13 protein-coding genes are annotated in these 14,597 nt (G+C 43.8%); all 13 read right to left on the reverse strand.

All coding sequences use genetic code 11. The features are described from left to right. Positions 1–2 precede the first annotated feature (2 nt). The 13 genes from NFI81_RS21550 to NFI81_RS21610 all read right to left on the reverse strand — a co-directional run bounded on the left by NFI81_RS21550 (position 3) and on the right by NFI81_RS21610 (position 14,592). The gene (locus NFI81_RS21550; RefSeq protein ID WP_234615069.1) at positions 3–1,385 is read right to left on the reverse strand and encodes a high affinity choline transporter 1; all 1,383 of its coding nucleotides are present in this window, start codon (positions 1,383–1,385) and stop codon (positions 3–5) included. 10 nt (positions 1,386–1,395) lie between these two features. After that, positions 1,396–2,367 carry a hypothetical protein gene (locus tag NFI81_RS21555; RefSeq protein ID WP_234615068.1) on the reverse strand — a complete coding sequence of 324 codons (972 nt, stop codon included), beginning with the start codon at positions 2,365–2,367 and terminating at the stop codon, positions 1,396–1,398. Between the two features lie 31 nt (positions 2,368–2,398). Continuing rightward, positions 2,399–3,808, reverse strand: a complete 1,410-nt coding sequence (locus NFI81_RS21560) for an MBOAT family O-acyltransferase (protein WP_234615067.1) — start codon at positions 3,806–3,808, stop codon at positions 2,399–2,401. Between the two features lie 7 nt (positions 3,809–3,815). Beyond that, positions 3,816–5,009, reverse strand: coding sequence for a cytochrome P450 (locus NFI81_RS21565; protein ID WP_234615066.1), 1,194 nt, complete (start codon positions 5,007–5,009; stop codon positions 3,816–3,818). A gap of 48 nt (positions 5,010–5,057) precedes the next feature. After that, complete coding sequence (locus tag NFI81_RS21570) at positions 5,058–5,306, reverse strand: acyl carrier protein (RefSeq protein WP_234615065.1); 249 nt, start codon at positions 5,304–5,306, stop codon at positions 5,058–5,060. A 110-nt stretch (positions 5,307–5,416) separates the two neighbouring features. Next, on the reverse strand, positions 5,417–7,057 hold the full coding sequence (locus NFI81_RS21575) for a fatty acyl-AMP ligase (protein WP_234615064.1): 1,641 nt from the start codon (positions 7,055–7,057) through the stop codon (positions 5,417–5,419). Positions 7,058–7,135: 78 nt separating this feature from the next. Continuing rightward, positions 7,136–7,441: a hypothetical protein gene (locus tag NFI81_RS21580; protein WP_234615063.1), complete on the reverse strand. Its 306-nt coding sequence runs from the start codon at positions 7,439–7,441 to the stop codon at positions 7,136–7,138. Positions 7,442–7,660: 219 nt separating this feature from the next. Next, the gene (locus NFI81_RS21585; protein WP_234615062.1) at positions 7,661–7,960 is read right to left on the reverse strand and encodes a Dabb family protein; all 300 of its coding nucleotides are present in this window, start codon (positions 7,958–7,960) and stop codon (positions 7,661–7,663) included. 28 nt (positions 7,961–7,988) lie between these two features. Continuing rightward, positions 7,989–9,080 (reverse strand): sensor histidine kinase, encoded by a 1,092-nt coding sequence (locus NFI81_RS21590; RefSeq protein ID WP_234615061.1) that lies wholly within the window; start codon positions 9,078–9,080, stop codon positions 7,989–7,991. Positions 9,081–9,283: 203 nt separating this feature from the next. Beyond that, on the reverse strand, positions 9,284–10,558 hold the full coding sequence (locus NFI81_RS21595; RefSeq protein ID WP_234615060.1) for a Glu/Leu/Phe/Val family dehydrogenase: 1,275 nt from the start codon (positions 10,556–10,558) through the stop codon (positions 9,284–9,286). Positions 10,559–10,850: 292 nt separating this feature from the next. After that, positions 10,851–12,665 carry a translational GTPase TypA gene (gene typA, locus NFI81_RS21600; protein WP_234615364.1) on the reverse strand — a complete coding sequence of 605 codons (1,815 nt, stop codon included), beginning with the start codon at positions 12,663–12,665 and terminating at the stop codon, positions 10,851–10,853. Between the two features lie 323 nt (positions 12,666–12,988). Next, a complete protein-coding gene (locus tag NFI81_RS21605) occupies positions 12,989–13,372 on the reverse strand; it encodes a hypothetical protein (RefSeq protein WP_234615059.1) in 384 nt (127 codons plus the stop codon). A 122-nt stretch (positions 13,373–13,494) separates the two neighbouring features. Continuing rightward, a complete protein-coding gene (locus NFI81_RS21610) occupies positions 13,495–14,592 on the reverse strand; it encodes a T9SS type A sorting domain-containing protein (protein WP_234615058.1) in 1,098 nt (365 codons plus the stop codon). Positions 14,593–14,597: the final 5 nt, after the last annotated feature.

Raw genomic sequence — 14,597 nt, forward strand, 5'->3', positions numbered from 1 at the left:
TATTACACAGGTTTTGGAGTTAAGACCTTCTCCCAGATTATGCCCATTATCATGCCCCCCATGCTCGCCAGAAGGCCGTAAATGAGTGGCGGATATTCCGTTTCCATATAAGCGCACAATAGCCAGGCAACCAGCCCGGCGACCATTGAAATAATGCATCCCAGTTCATTCGTTGCTTTCCAGTAAAGTCCCGCGGCGAGCGGTACAAACAGTGAAACCAGGCTGAAAGCGGATGATTCCGCAACGAGATCGAAGATGCTTTCACCTCTCACGGCCATTAAGATGCAAATGCCGGTGATAAGCACGATTCCCCAGCGAATGATCCGGAGCAGCTGCTGATCGGTAATTTTTGGGTTAAAAAATTTAAAAATGTTTTCTCCCAATACGGCTGCGGGCGCCATAATTGCGCTGCTTGTTGTGCTTAAAATCGCGGAGACAAGCGCGCCGAAAAATACGATTTGCAGCGGGAGGCTCATATGTCGCAAAACCATATTAGGAATGATCAGTTGCCCGTCTTTGTCTGTTTCCGGGTAAAGGTGATGGCCGCATAAGCCAATAAACAGCGGTAACAGTGCAACGGTGAGATACATCAGCGACGATAGCAATGTTGCTTTTACTGAGACATCAGCAGATTTCGCCGACATTACCCGCTGAAAAACATCCTGTTGCGGAATAGAACCAAGTCCGATGGTGATCCAGGCTGCGAAGTATTTCACCGACGCTTCAAAAGTGAAGTCAGGATAGAATTTGAAAAAACCTGCGGGTGCGGCCTCAATCAGCGGTGTGAAACCGCCTACTTTTTCATAAAGCACAGCTGCAACAATGATCAGCCCGACAATGATCATAATGGTTTGTACAAAATCGGTGATGGAGATAGACCACATGCCGCCCCATATTGTATACAAAACGACGATGACGGAACTGCCTAAAATACAGGTCATTAGTGACCAGCCAAGCACCACTTTCAGCACAACGCCCATGGCTAATAATTGGGCCGCTATCCAGCTGAAATAGGATGGAATAATGAGAATTGCAGAAATAAGCTCAGCGTGACGCCCGTATCGGATCCTGAAAAAATCGCAGAATGTCATAATGTTCATTTTGTAGAACCGGCGCGCGAAAAATAAACCAACCAGCAAAAGGCACAACGATGCGCCAAAAGGATCCTCAATGACGCCCAGAATGCCGTGCTCGACAAATTCTGTGGGTGCGCCCATGATGGTTTCGGAGCCAAACCACGTGGCGAAAGTTGCGGAGGCTGCCAATACAAGCGGCAGTCGCCTGCCAGCTAAAACAAAATCCTGTGTGGTTGAAATCCGGCGGGAAGCCCAAAGTCCAATGCCCAGGTTAGCCAGTAAATATGCAAGAATGGAAAAAGCAAGCATTTAAAGTCAGTTATAAATTGTCGTGTCTTTTTGTGAACTGCTCCTGCAAGTAGCGCGTGTAAATGGCTGATCCTTTTGTATTAAGATGATGCGCATCAAATAAATGCTCAGGTTGGAAGATAGCGTCCAAACTCGAATCTTTTGGTAATGCAATGAAATTCGCTGGCGGAATGAAAGGTGCAACTTGCGATAAAATCTCAAATTCACCCTTGGTAATGTTGTTGGGCGTGTAAAAAACAACGCGTTTTCCATGCATTTTACCGAACGCATCGACTTCGTTCATCTTAGCAATAAAATAAGTGTTGGGTGTAAATTTTTGATCAAATGCAGTGAGCTTTTTTGTGTAGAAACGGTTGTTAATGACCATTGTATTTAAATCCGGAATCATTAATGTTACACGCTGCATGCCGTTTTTGTTGAGATTAGGCGGTCCTTCAATAGGGTCATTCACTGGCTTAATCATTTTCTTAACAGCAGCAATTTGGGGCGCGATGGATAATGTTTGAAAGAGTGTTGTATTCAATCCGATCAAAAAGTCACTCCATTTTTCGTGATTATCAACGCCTATCGCCGCTTGCATTACCCGCGTTCTGAAATATACATCATTGAAAACCTGGCCGGGGGTTAAATGAATCGTGCTATAATCCAGCGCGCTTAATTCTACGAAAACTGTTTTTGTCTTTGGGTTATTTTGAATCAGGTCCCGGGCTATTTTTAGGGAGTTAGCAAAAGACAGGCTGAACAATCCCATGTTGTAACTATTCGTTTTTCCAGCATTCAGCGAGTCGAAAATCTGAGGATCAATTCCATAAAGCGTGCGACTGGTTCCGATGAAAACAGTGTTGGGATTGAAGGCTTGCAAGTGTTTTTTTCGTGTTGTAATGTCTCTGCGGGGATCCGTAGTCAACTGACCAACCAGCAGAGCGAGGGCTAATTTGAAAACCAGAAAAAGAGCAAGCCAAAGCAATATTTTTTTAACCATTGTGTGTTCGGATGTACATAAATGGTTAGCGTTAAAATTGAATGTAATAAAAATTGGCGACGGTAATCTGCCCGAAAATAAGCACAAGCTGGGCTAATATCAGGAACGACAGGTTCCGCTGCAAAGGGCTTCTTTTTAGTAAAAACGACGCAATGTCCTCTTTCTCACCCATTTGATAATTTATAAAATCCAATATAAAAAATAAGACAAGCGTTAGTCCGAAGCCGGATGTTAAAATGGAAAGTGCGCCGGATTGAAAGCCAAACATGGCGCTGTACAATCTCAAACCGCTTTCCAGCTCCGCTGCCCGGAACCAACCCATAATGAGCGTTCCCGTGAGCAGGCGCACGATAATGCGCAGAACGGTGTGTGAATCCGAACCAATCCTGAGACCCAGGCCTCCATAAAATCGCTCCCAGAAACGCTTCGTCCTGATCTCAAAATTAATGTAAGCCCATTGTAAAAATCCCCAGATGACAAACGACCAGCTCGGCCCATGCCATAACCCTGTAATCACAAATGTCAGCAGCCGGTTAAATTCAAGCCGCATTTTGTTGGTAACGCCTTTGCTAATGTTGAAAAACACGTAATCGCGAAACCAGGAAGTAACGGTAATGTTCCAGGAATTCCAGGATTCGGTTCGGGAGGGGGTGAAATAATAGCGATTTGCGAAATTTTTGCTTAACCGGATGCCAAGCAGCCTGGCCGATCCTGTGGCAATGTCGCAATAACCAGAAAAGTCGCAATAAAGCTGGATAGAGAATAGCAGGACCGCTAATGTTACAGAAAACGCTGTGTATTTTTCAGGTTGATCAAACACCGGATTGACGTGATCCGCAAATCTTGCTGCCAAAACCATTTTTTTGAACAAACCCCAGACAATAAAAAAAATGCCCGCTTTAATGTTCTCCGGATCATAGCGGACAGGGTTTTTTAATTGCGGGATCAGCTGCCGCGCACGTTCCAGCGGACCGGCAAGCATAGTTGGGAAAAATCCGAGATATAATGCAAGATAACCGAAGTGCGGCTCTGGTTTAATATATTTCCGGTGCACGTCGGTGAGGTAACCAATGATCAGGAATGTGTAGTAGGAGATTCCAATGGGCGCCAGCCAGTTTAAAACGACCGGAGAAAACGAGTTGTTAATAGGGATGAGATATTTGAAAAACAGCAGTGGCGATAAACAAAGGACTACTAACAATGTTAATAGCGTCTTGCGCTGCCTTTTTGAATGTTCCGGATTTCCCAAATATTGGCCACCAAAAAAACAAATCTCCGTGAGCCCGAACCAGACGATCACATAATAGCCGCTCCAACTGACATTGAACAAAACGCTGAGGAAAAGCAAAAGCACCCACTTTTTTGACTGAGGCGTGTGATAGTAGGCCGCAACGATGACGAAAAGGAGCAGTAGATAAGTAAAATCAGTGAATTTGACCATTATGCCTTTATTTTAGAAGCACAGGCAAATGCTTATGACCCCTGAAAAACACCTTGGAATCCCACTCACCGGGTTTTTCAGGATGGAGGCGGATATCCGGAAATGCTGCCATGAAACGGGGCAGAAACTTCTGCATTTCGAAGCGGGAAAGCCTGGCACCCATGCAATGGTGTATGCCAAAACCAAAGCCAATGTGCGGGTTTGGTTTACGTGTGGGTATAAACGTTTCAGGATTATGAAAAACTTCCGGGTCGCGATTGGCGGAAGCGATGCCTAGCAGCACCGTTTTTCCTTTTTTTATTCGCAAACCTTCAAATTCCATGTCCGCCTTCACTTGTCGGGGGATCCAGTTTACCGGGCTTACATATCGGATAAGTTCTTCAACGGCAATTGCGCAGCCATCGTGCGCCTGCCAGTTTATGTGTATATCCTTATGCTCAATTAGCGTCGCAATGCTTCTTGTGAGTAACAATGTGGTGGTTTCCGTAGCAGCATTCACCAAAAATTCCCACGTTCCGATCAGTTGATTCACGCTCGAACTTCCCATAATTTCCTTCATTTCAATCAAGAGGCTGTTGGTCAGGTCCTTTTCCTGTCGGGACAGTGCGTCTCCCAGGTAACTCCTGAATTGTCTCGACATCTGAGCGCATTCCAACAAGTCTTTTACATTCAATGTTTTTTCAAAAATCAGGGTAATCACGTAAGAGAATTTTTGAATAAAATCATAATCTTCACTTTGTAAACCAATGATTTTGCTGATGATCAGAAAGCTGAATTTTCGGGTGATCTCAACCAGGTCTGCTTCCTCCTTATTCCGATATGTCTCTATCACTTCATGGATCGCATCCATTGTAATAGATTCATAATTAGCTTCATAGAACTTTTTGTTGACCAATTTGCGATGTTCCGCATGCGCATCACCATTCATAAAAAGCAGCCAGTGACGCAGGCTCTCCCCAAATTCCAGCAGCGCCGGATCATTGTTGGCTATGGAAGAAACCACTTTGAATCGCTCAGTGAAATCGAAATTTTGGAAGTTTTCGGAGTCGGCAAAAATCTTTTTCACATGCTTGTAATCCATCACAACCAGGTCGCCGAAAACATTCAGATGTACCGGATTGGTTTTGCGCACATCGTCTATCAGTTCAGCATAATTTTGACTGATTTTGTTTTGAGAAGACCAGATAGTCGCTACGGACATGTGAAATTCTTTAAGTGAAAGTTGAGTAAATGACCAATGAGGAAGTAATCAGGCTTCCTGATTTTCCAATATCCATTCAGTTGTGGCTGCAATCGTGCCCATTTCCCAGAATATGGAAGGGCTGAGCTCCATTCCGAGCCATTCTTCCAGTTCAGAAGTAATGTTAACCATAAGAAGGGAATCGAGACGGAAATTAACTATTTCGACATCCAGGGTAACTTTTTCGGATTCCAGCTCGGCATGGTGGGCAATACGTTCAATGATCCAGCCGGAGATTTCAGTATAAGTCTTATTCATTGGGAAAAGTCAAAGGGGGCGTTGGTACGGTTTAGTGGTGTGAAAATAAGGTTTTTATCTGTTTTATGAATAAAACAGTCGTTTAAATGATCCATTGGCTACAAAACACGTCAATCTACATTGAAAACCTCACGCGCTTTCAGCCTTTGAATCTTCCCACTGGATGTTTTTGGCAGTTTCCCAACAGCAGCCAGCACTATTTTATGCGGCAACAAACCAAAGGCTAAGCCCACACTGTTGGCAATGTTTGTTTTAATTAAATGCGCATCCGCTTCATTCTGAGCGTTATTCTTAACCTCGCTCACGATCATAAGTTCTTCGCCCTGATGAGTTTCTATTGAAAATGCGGCCGTGCCATGCGGCTGAATGTACTCATGGCAAGAACCAACCACTTCCTCAATGTCCTGCGGGTAATAATTTGTTCCCCGGATAATGATCAGTTCCTTCTTTCTGCCTGTGATAAAAAGTTGACCCCCAGCAAAAAATCCCAGGTCGCCCGTTCTGAGGAACGGGCCTTTTTCACATGCGGTAAATGCCTGGAAAGTGACGGCGGTGGCAGCAGGATTTTCCCAGTAACCGAGCGCTACTCCATCATTCTTAACCCAAATTTCCCCAATCTCGCCATCTTTCAGGATTGTATGTAGTTCTGGCTCAACAATGACAACATTTGTAAACTCAACAGGAGGGCCACAAGCGACCACCATTTTGGAATTCGTTTCTGAAATGGGCCTGAAAATCATCGGCGTTGCATGCAAATGCAGACTCACTGCCAATGTCGCTTCCGCCAAACCATAGGCAGGCACAAGGCTATCGCGCTTAAAGCCGGTAACCTGCATTGTTTCAGCAAATTGTTCCAGACTTGAAATCCGGATCGGTTCTGCGCCCACGTACAAGACGCGCAGGGAGCTCAAGTCCAAGGTGTGCAGTTGCTCAGGTTTTATTTTGGCAACGCAATGATCCAGCCCGAAACCAGGGCCGCCGCAAAATCCCGCTTTATGACGGGAAATGGTTTCGAGCAGCAAAACTGGCTTGGTAATGAACAAAATAGGGGCAATGATGAGGCCGGTCCCACCAGTAAATACAGGAGATAGCAGCCCGTCCACCAGTCCCATGTCATGATAATGCGGAAGCCATGTAACCGAGGTGTCCGCAGCCGTCCTGCCGAAGCAATTGTTGATCGCATTGAGGTTAGCCGTAAGATTGGCATGGCTCACCATTACGCCTTTCGGCTGTCCTGTTGACCCCGACGTATATTGCAAGTAGGCTGCTTCGTTTGAAGCACTGAGTTTCTTTGTCGGCGTATTTGTAGTCTGATTGTCCAGATCATCCGTGAAAAACCAACCGATATTTAATTCCCTTAATGTAATAGAAGCTTCCGTTTGTCGCTGCGAAAGCATTTTAAAGGATTTTCTGTTGGTAATGATCACGGAAGCGTCGCAATCTTTTATAATGTTCAAAATCCTTTGAATGGCTGGTTCGGAGTAGCCAATGGGGCAGGGCACGGCAATCAGACCTGCATGCAAGGAAGCCAGGAAAACTTTTATAAATGCAGCCTCAGCGGGAAGGAGGATGATGACCCGCGCCTGTGCATCGCATATTTGTCTTAACTGATGTGCCGCGCCCTGAACGGCTTCCAACAATGCCTGATAGCTTAGCTCCTCCGAGAACCCTCCTTCTTTTTCTACAAATCCATAAGCAAGCTTATCCGGGAATTGCCCGGCAAATAGTTCCAGTCTGGTAAATAGATCCATGAAACCAAAGGTATAAAAAAAGCAGTACGACTAAGAAATGATCTTAATCGTACTGCTTATCAATGTATTGTTTCAATATTATCTCGGCCCGCGGGTTCTGTTTCGCTGTCCGTAATGGTTGCCGTTATTATACTGGCGTTTGTATGCTTTATTGCTGTATCGACTGGAATTGTGACGTTCCGCGCGAACTACTCTCCGATGCTGCGGTTTGACAACCACAACTCTTGGCGGTGGAGGAACCCGATGATAACGATAACCATAGCTTGGTCCGTATCCATAGTCATAACCATAGCCGGGTCCGTGTGACCTGTATGTACAGGAAGAAATGCTTATTGCTGCAATGATCGTAACGATAACTGATAGCACCACTCTATTTGATCTCATGGCTTTAAGTCGTTTTGTACTAATAATAAAACGATTTTCACCATTCATTAGTGCATTTTAAGGTCTTTGCGGAATGTTCAAAACACTTTCCACAAAAGTTATCCACACCTTTCTGTTGATGTAAATGAGCGGTAAATTACTCAGAATGCAGTTAATACATATTTGTTAACAAGTTATCCACATACTTGTTGTGGATAACTTGTTAACAAATATTAGCAATTAAGCTTCCACGTCATAGATCAATACGCGCTCCCAGAGATGGGCGCATTCGTCAACAAATTTCTTGTGCAACGGGTGAACCTGATATACGTCATGTGCAGCTTCATCTGCAAAAACGAGGATTTCTGCGAAGTCGTAAGTGGCGTCGATAACCGGGCGGCGTGTAGCGGCAGGTGGGCCTATGTACACAGATTCGATGGATTCAATGGCCTCGAGGGATTTAATGCCGGCAAGAAGAGCCTGCTTTGCTTCTTCATTATCTTTTTCTTTTAGCCAAAAAAATACGTTGTGAACAAACATGGGTAACCGTTTATAAGTAAAAAATATATTAAGGATTCGCTTGTGTAACAGCCGCTTCGGGCAGATTTTCAGAGATTGGGCTAATGTATGCCTTTTCGAGCTTAAATGAAAAAGTAGTGCCTTTGTCGGGCTTGGACATGACCGCAATTTTGGTGTCGTGGGCATTCAGAATGTGCTTAACGATCGCCAGACCGAGGCCAGTTCCGCCAATTTCCTTACTGCGGCTTTTATCGATCCGGTAAAAGCGCTCGAAAATGCGGTTTAAATGTTCGTGCGGAATGCCTGGGCCGTTATCCCGGACAGAAATTTCAACAAATTTTTTCCCCTCGCTGAAATGTACGATCACTTTTCCGCCTTCGTTACCATATTTAACAGCATTCTCGATCAGGTTGAGCATAACCTGCTCCATACGGTCTGCATCTGCCAGCACCCAGACCTCAGCGAGTTCATCAGGTTTCACTTTGAATGTCACGTCACGGTCTTTCGCAATATTTTCCAGCCTGCTGAAAATGTTAGTAGCCAACAAATGAATGTCCATTGGCGCAATGTTCATCTTAATGTCGCCCGTTTCCATTTGTGAAAGGACAAGCAGATCTTTTACCAATACATCCAGACTATCAAGATTTTTGGCAGCCTTAATTAAAAAACGCTCTCTGACGTTTTCATCTTCCATCGCGCCGTCCAGCAGCGTGTGAATAAAGCCTTGTGCGGCAAAGATCGGGGTTTTGAACTCGTGGGAAACATCAGCCAAAAATTCACGACGAAATAATTCCAGCTTTTTCAGCTCGTCAATTTCCTTCTGTTTTTTGGTTACGTAAACAAAAATTTCATCATTAATGGTCTTCAACGGGTTCGACTCGGTGATCAGTTTCTTCCTTGGCGCGAGGTTGAAATCCTTCATTTTGAGCTTATGGATCGTTCTGTACATTTTGTTCACTTCACGGAAAACCAAAATGTCAACCGTGTACAGCACCAGAAAAAACGAGGAGATAAAAGCAGAAATAGCCGAAACAAAGAGCATTCCTCTCGATACACCTTCCACAAAAGCAAGAAAAGATGTGGTGATCAGTGATATCAGGATTGCGAGTATGAAAGCAATAAAACGAGGACTTAGTGACATGATTTTCTTGAAAAGGGCCGGCAGTATTCAACTTATGGCCATCTGATTTTAGCCACAAAGTTAACATTCTGTTTGCAAGAAAACTCTACTGCGCGAGTGGACCTTTGCTTTAATAATATTGTGTTAATGTGGATGCCAGGATTTTTATGTAAAAAAGGCAGCCTTCATTTAAGAAAGCTGCCTCTTCACCAAGTTTACTGGTTTTAGAACCCGCCGCGGAACTTGTATGTGCTTGATACTTTGTCGATAGCGACAATGTACGCAGCAATTCGCAGGGACACTTTGTATTTCAATGAGGTTTCGTACACTTTATCAAACGAATCCTGCATAATGCGGTCTGTGCGGCGGTTAATACGTTCCAGCGTCCATTTGTAACCAATGCGGTTTTGCACCCATTCGAAATAGGAAACTGTTACGCCTCCTGCATTGGCAAGAATGTCCGGCACCACCATAATGCCTTTTTCATTGATAATGTCATCCGCTTTGAATGATGTAGGCCCATTTGCGCCTTCGACGATCATTTTCGCCTGAATTCCGGCCACATTTTTCCGCGTAATTACGTCTTCCTTTGCAGCAGGAACGAGCACGTCTACCGGCAATGTCAGCAAATCGTCTCCCGGAATTTGTTCTGCGCCTGAAAAACCTTCCAGCGAACCTTTATTCGCATCACGGTATGCAACTGCGGCAGCAATGTCTATCCCTTTGTCATTATAATAAGCACCTGAAATATCGCTGATTGCATGGATTGCGACACCTCTTTCGCGCAGGAGCAAAGCGGCGTGTGAACCCACATTTCCAAAACCCTGCACCACAGCCGTTGCGCGGTAAGGATTAATGCGTAATTTTTCCATACCGGCCAATGCCGACACCATTACACCACGTCCGGTTGCTTCTGTGCGGCCCAAAGAGCCCCCCAATACCAAAGGTTTTCCGGTAACGACCGCGGGAATCGTCATGCCTTTTGACTTAGAATATTCGTCCATCAACCACGCCATTTCTCTTGGGCCCGTTCCCATATCCGGCGCAGGAATATCTTGATCCGGCCCGAAAACATCCAGGAGTGCAGTAGTATAAGCACGCATCAAACGTTCGATCTCGCCGGCCGACATTTCGCGCGGATTGCAGGCAACCCCGCCTTTTGCACCGCCATACGGAATATCCACAACGGCACATTTCCAGGTCATCCATGCGGCCAACGCCCGTACTTCATCCAGGTTTACATCCGGATCAAAACGGATGCCGCCTTTACTCGGGCCTAGAATGGTTGAATGTATAACCCGGTAACCTTCAAATGTTTTAATCTGCCCCGAATCCATCATAACCGGCAGTCCTACAATGACTTGCTTACGCGGCACTTTCAAAATATGGTACATTTCCTCCGAAATTCCCAAAAGGTCAACAGCCTTATCAAACCTTTGCATCATTGATTCCAATGGATTTTCTTTATCCTTAATTGGAGCCGGTTCTATATATGACATTTTTAATTATTTAAAGTATTGATATTAAGTATGTTAATGAATAATACCCCTTAGTTTATACAAACATAATTGATTATATTTTATAAAAATAAAAAACCAATTAATCTTGAAATAGTATAAAAAATGTAAATGAGTAGAATGTTTTATGTGTAATGGAATCTCTGAAATTATGACCTTTCTTTCGGGGATTCTTCCAAATTTGTTGAATGAAATTCCTGAAAATCTGAATTCGTAAAAAATAAAAAAGGAGGCATAAAATTTATGCCTCCTTTCAATTAATGCTAAATGGTTGTTAAGCCATTTCCATTTTTCCGGAATTACGTTTACGATCGTTTTCTTCCAGATATATTTTACGCATACGCATGCTTTGAGGCGTAACTTCCAGATACTCATCCTTCTGGATATATTCCATCGATTCTTCAAGAGAGAAATTGATTTTCGGAGCGATCCTTAAACCATCATCTGTTCCTGATGCACGCATGTTTGTCAATTTTTTGGCTTCCTGCAAGTTCACAACAATGTCGTTTGGACGATTGTGCTCACCAATTACCTGGCCACCATAGATTTCATCACCCGGCTCGACGAAGAAACGTCCGCGATCCTGTAATTTATCAATGGTATATCCTGTTGCAGGACCTGTATTTTTAGAAATAATAGAACCGCTGATACGTCCTGGAATTGGTCCACGGAATGAACCGAATTCTTTGAAACGGTGTGTCATCACAGCCTCGCCCTGCGTTGCAGTCAAGACATTAGAACGCAATCCGATCAAACCTCTTGAAGGAATTTCAAATTCAAGGTGTTGCAAATCGCCTTTTGGTTCCATGATCAACAACTCACCTTTACGCTGTGTTGCCAATTCGATCACTTTTCCAGCAGTCGATTCAGGCACGTCCACAACCAAAGTTTCAATCGGTTCAAGGCGCTCGCCTTTTTCGTCTTCTTTGAAAAGAACCTGAGGCTGACCCAATTGTAATTCATAACCCTCACGACGCATTGTTTCGATCAATACAGACAAGTGAAGAATACCACGTCCAAAAACAAGGAATTTATCTTCTGTATCCGTTGCTTCAACGCGAAGTGCAAGGTTTTTCTCCGTTTCTTTCATCAGACGGTCACGAAGGTGGCGTGATGTTACAAACTTGCCTTCTTTACCGAAGAATGGAGAATTGTTGATTGTGAAGAGCATATTCATCGTAGGCTCATCCACAGCGATACGTGGAAGTGGCTCAGGATTTTCGGCATCAGCAAGTGTATCGCCAATTTCGAAATCTTCAATACCCGTTACTGCGCAGATATCACCCGCCGTAACTTCGGAAACCTTCACACGACCAAGTCCTTCAAATATTTGTAATTCTTTGATTTTTACTTTCTTGAAAACGCCATCCGCTTTGCAAAGCATCATGTTAGCGCCCTCTTTCAACACACCGCGTTTCACACGACCGATTGCGATACGGCCTACGAATGCATTATAATCCAGAGAAGTGATCTGCATCTGCGCATTTCCTTCGTCAATCACCGGAGCGGGGATAGAGCTGATAATGGTATCAAGCAAGAATGTAATATTATCCGTTGGTGTTTTCCAATCCGGGCCCATCCATCCTTGTTTCGACGAACCGTAAACAGTTACGAAATCAAGCTGGTCTTCTGTTGCTCCCAGGTTGAACATCAGGTCAAAAACGTTTTCCTGAACTTCTTCCGGGCGGCAGTTTTCTTTGTCAACTTTATTTACAACCACGATCGGTTTCAAGCCAAGGCCAATCGCCTTGCCCAGTACGAAACGTGTTTGTGGCATTGGGCCTTCGAATGCATCAACAAGCAACAAAACGCCATCCGACATTTTAAGTACGCGTTCCACTTCACCACCAAAGTCTGCGTGACCTGGTGTATCAATTACATTGATTTTTACGTCTTTGTAACGCACCGATACGTTCTTAGAAGTGATGGTGATTCCACGCTCCCTTTCAAGATCATTATTATCAAGGATTAGGTCATCAAACTCCTGGTTATCGCGAAATAACTTTGAAGCGTGAATGATTTTGTCAACCAATGTAGTTTTACCGTGGTCAACGTGCGCAATGATTGCGATGTTACGAATGGCTTGCATTGTTTTATAGATCAATTGTTTACGATTTTTCTTTCGGCGGCTTAAAACCGGCAGTGAACCGTTGTGCTTTTAGTTTGACTGATTTTTTGTCAAATAGGGTGCAAATGTACGGACTTTTTCTGCTGAATAACAGTATTTTACAATTAATTTATTGTTACCTGCCGAAAAATGCGGTTTGCAATGAGAGAAGTGCAAAAAGTTATTTTAATTATTGGATGGTTACAATTGGAGCGTTTGGGACTTGTAGGCTCTAAACCAGAAAAGAGACGCCAATATGGCGCCTCCTTTTACTTCAACACACTTAATGAAAAACCTGCATTAATTCATTTTCGTTTCAGAAATATTTTGTCGATCCCTTCGACGTCCAGAATAATGGAGTCGCAGGTGTTCATCAATGCTGAAAAAGCATAAACGGCAGTGGTGTTATTTTTGAACTTGCCTGAGATCTTGAGGGAGTCTTTTTCGGCTGTCCAGGTTATAACCGGCTCGTTCCGTTTGCCAAAAAGCATTCCGCCCGACTCCTTGAAAGTTCCGCCTTCTATAAATGAAATTTCATCCGTTTGTTTAGGGCTGGATTCCAATGATCCTTGCCACGTTCCTATGATGTTCTTTGCAAATGTGGGCGCTACGCAAGGTTTATCTTTGTCCTTATCGCAGGATGTAATGATGAAAATGCCCAGGCAAAATATCAGGATTCGCTTTACCATAATCATCTGGTTTACAATTGTAGTTAATTCCGCTGGTTTCAAATTCTAAGAAATTTATAAAGGCCAAACTCGTTTTTTTACCTTTTGGGTCGAGTCTGGCCAGTGTAAACATTAGCCATCCACTAATTGTTTACCACTATCTTATGAGTCGTTTCTGAGCCATTTGAGTTAGTCAAACGCACCAGGTAAACGCCATTCCGCAAATTCTTAACATTAACATTTGGCGACGGTTTTTCAGAAGAATATACCTTTTTGCCATTAGAACTCACAATCTCAACTTTCATCACTTTGCTCCAATCCACAGCTTTGATAGTCAATTCATCTGAAACGGGATTAGGGTACATGTAAGTAGCAACTCCTTCAAATTTTACAGTGCGAATCCGGCTGTAAGCACTAGTCCCATCCTTATCAATCATATGTAGACGATAAAGGTTGTTGCCTTCAAGAGGATCACTATCCACAGCTGAATACTCAACTTGTTGTTTGCTTTCACCTTTCGCAGCAACAGTTTCAATCGTGTTCCATTCTTTACCATTACCACTACGTTGTACATCAAAGCGATCGCTGTTTATTTCTTCGGTCGTGGACCAAGCTAGGTTAATCGCGTTACCTTCTTTGGCGGCATCGAAAGACAGGAGCGTGATTGGTAGAGCGAAGCTCTGAGCCATTAAAAACGGTCTTCTTAGTCCAAGCGGGTTTCCAGAAGCCGGATCATTCGCTCCATTTGTCCAAGAACTGCCTGAGGCAATTGCATTCGGCCGAGGCGTCGCGGGATCACCTTGATTAACTGGTCCCGAGAAGTTAATGGTGTAAGTGGCCAATTTTACAAATGTGGATGTATTAAGATCTGTCTGATTTCCTCGGGAAAGCGTTAGACCCATCGCCTTTTGACCCATAGGTGGAGAGCCTAATACTACATTTTGAACTCCTAGGGAACCCGTGGTGAAATTTGGATCAGCCACACCGGTTCCACCTAGAATTTCTACACCATCTGGTAGATCCAAATCCAATCTTATATTATAAGCTTTCCAATTATTATTATTTGGACCAGCATATCCAACATCTCCCTTTGCTTCCAAATCAAAGGTCCAGCTAAGACCATCTGCACTGACTTTCCTGTTAGTAAAATCGAGAATAATGTTGACATTTTGCGCCTTCGTGATTTGAGACATTGATATTAGCAAGAGGGCGGAAAAGAAATATTTTAAATGTTTTTTCATTTTTT

It is taken from the genome of Dyadobacter fanqingshengii, from assembly GCF_023822005.2.
GTDB lineage: Bacteria > Bacteroidota > Bacteroidia > Cytophagales > Spirosomataceae > Dyadobacter > Dyadobacter fanqingshengii.

Excerpts from the sequence above, each read along its gene's own strand:
- NFI81_RS21550 (WP_234615069.1), bottom strand. The coding sequence starts at position 1,385 with ATGCTTGCTTTTTCCATTCTTGCATATTTACTGGCTAACCTGGGCATT.
- NFI81_RS21555 (WP_234615068.1), bottom strand. The coding sequence starts at position 2,367 with ATGGTTAAAAAAATATTGCTTTGGCTTGCTCTTTTTCTGGTTTTCAAA.
- NFI81_RS21560 (WP_234615067.1), bottom strand. The coding sequence starts at position 3,808 with ATGGTCAAATTCACTGATTTTACTTATCTACTGCTCCTTTTCGTCATC.
- NFI81_RS21565 (WP_234615066.1), bottom strand. The coding sequence starts at position 5,009 with ATGTCCGTAGCGACTATCTGGTCTTCTCAAAACAAAATCAGTCAAAAT.
- NFI81_RS21570 (WP_234615065.1), bottom strand. The coding sequence starts at position 5,306 with ATGAATAAGACTTATACTGAAATCTCCGGCTGGATCATTGAACGTATT.
- NFI81_RS21575 (WP_234615064.1), bottom strand. The coding sequence starts at position 7,057 with ATGGATCTATTTACCAGACTGGAACTATTTGCCGGGCAATTCCCGGAT.
- NFI81_RS21580 (WP_234615063.1), bottom strand. The coding sequence starts at position 7,441 with ATGAGATCAAATAGAGTGGTGCTATCAGTTATCGTTACGATCATTGCA.
- NFI81_RS21585 (WP_234615062.1), bottom strand. The coding sequence starts at position 7,960 with ATGTTTGTTCACAACGTATTTTTTTGGCTAAAAGAAAAAGATAATGAA.
- NFI81_RS21590 (WP_234615061.1), bottom strand. The coding sequence starts at position 9,080 with ATGTCACTAAGTCCTCGTTTTATTGCTTTCATACTCGCAATCCTGATA.
- NFI81_RS21595 (WP_234615060.1), bottom strand. The coding sequence starts at position 10,558 with ATGTCATATATAGAACCGGCTCCAATTAAGGATAAAGAAAATCCATTG.
- typA (WP_234615364.1), bottom strand. The coding sequence starts at position 12,665 with ATGCAAGCCATTCGTAACATCGCAATCATTGCGCACGTTGACCACGGT.
- NFI81_RS21605 (WP_234615059.1), bottom strand. The coding sequence starts at position 13,372 with ATGGTAAAGCGAATCCTGATATTTTGCCTGGGCATTTTCATCATTACA.
- NFI81_RS21610 (WP_234615058.1), bottom strand. The coding sequence starts at position 14,592 with ATGAAAAAACATTTAAAATATTTCTTTTCCGCCCTCTTGCTAATATCA.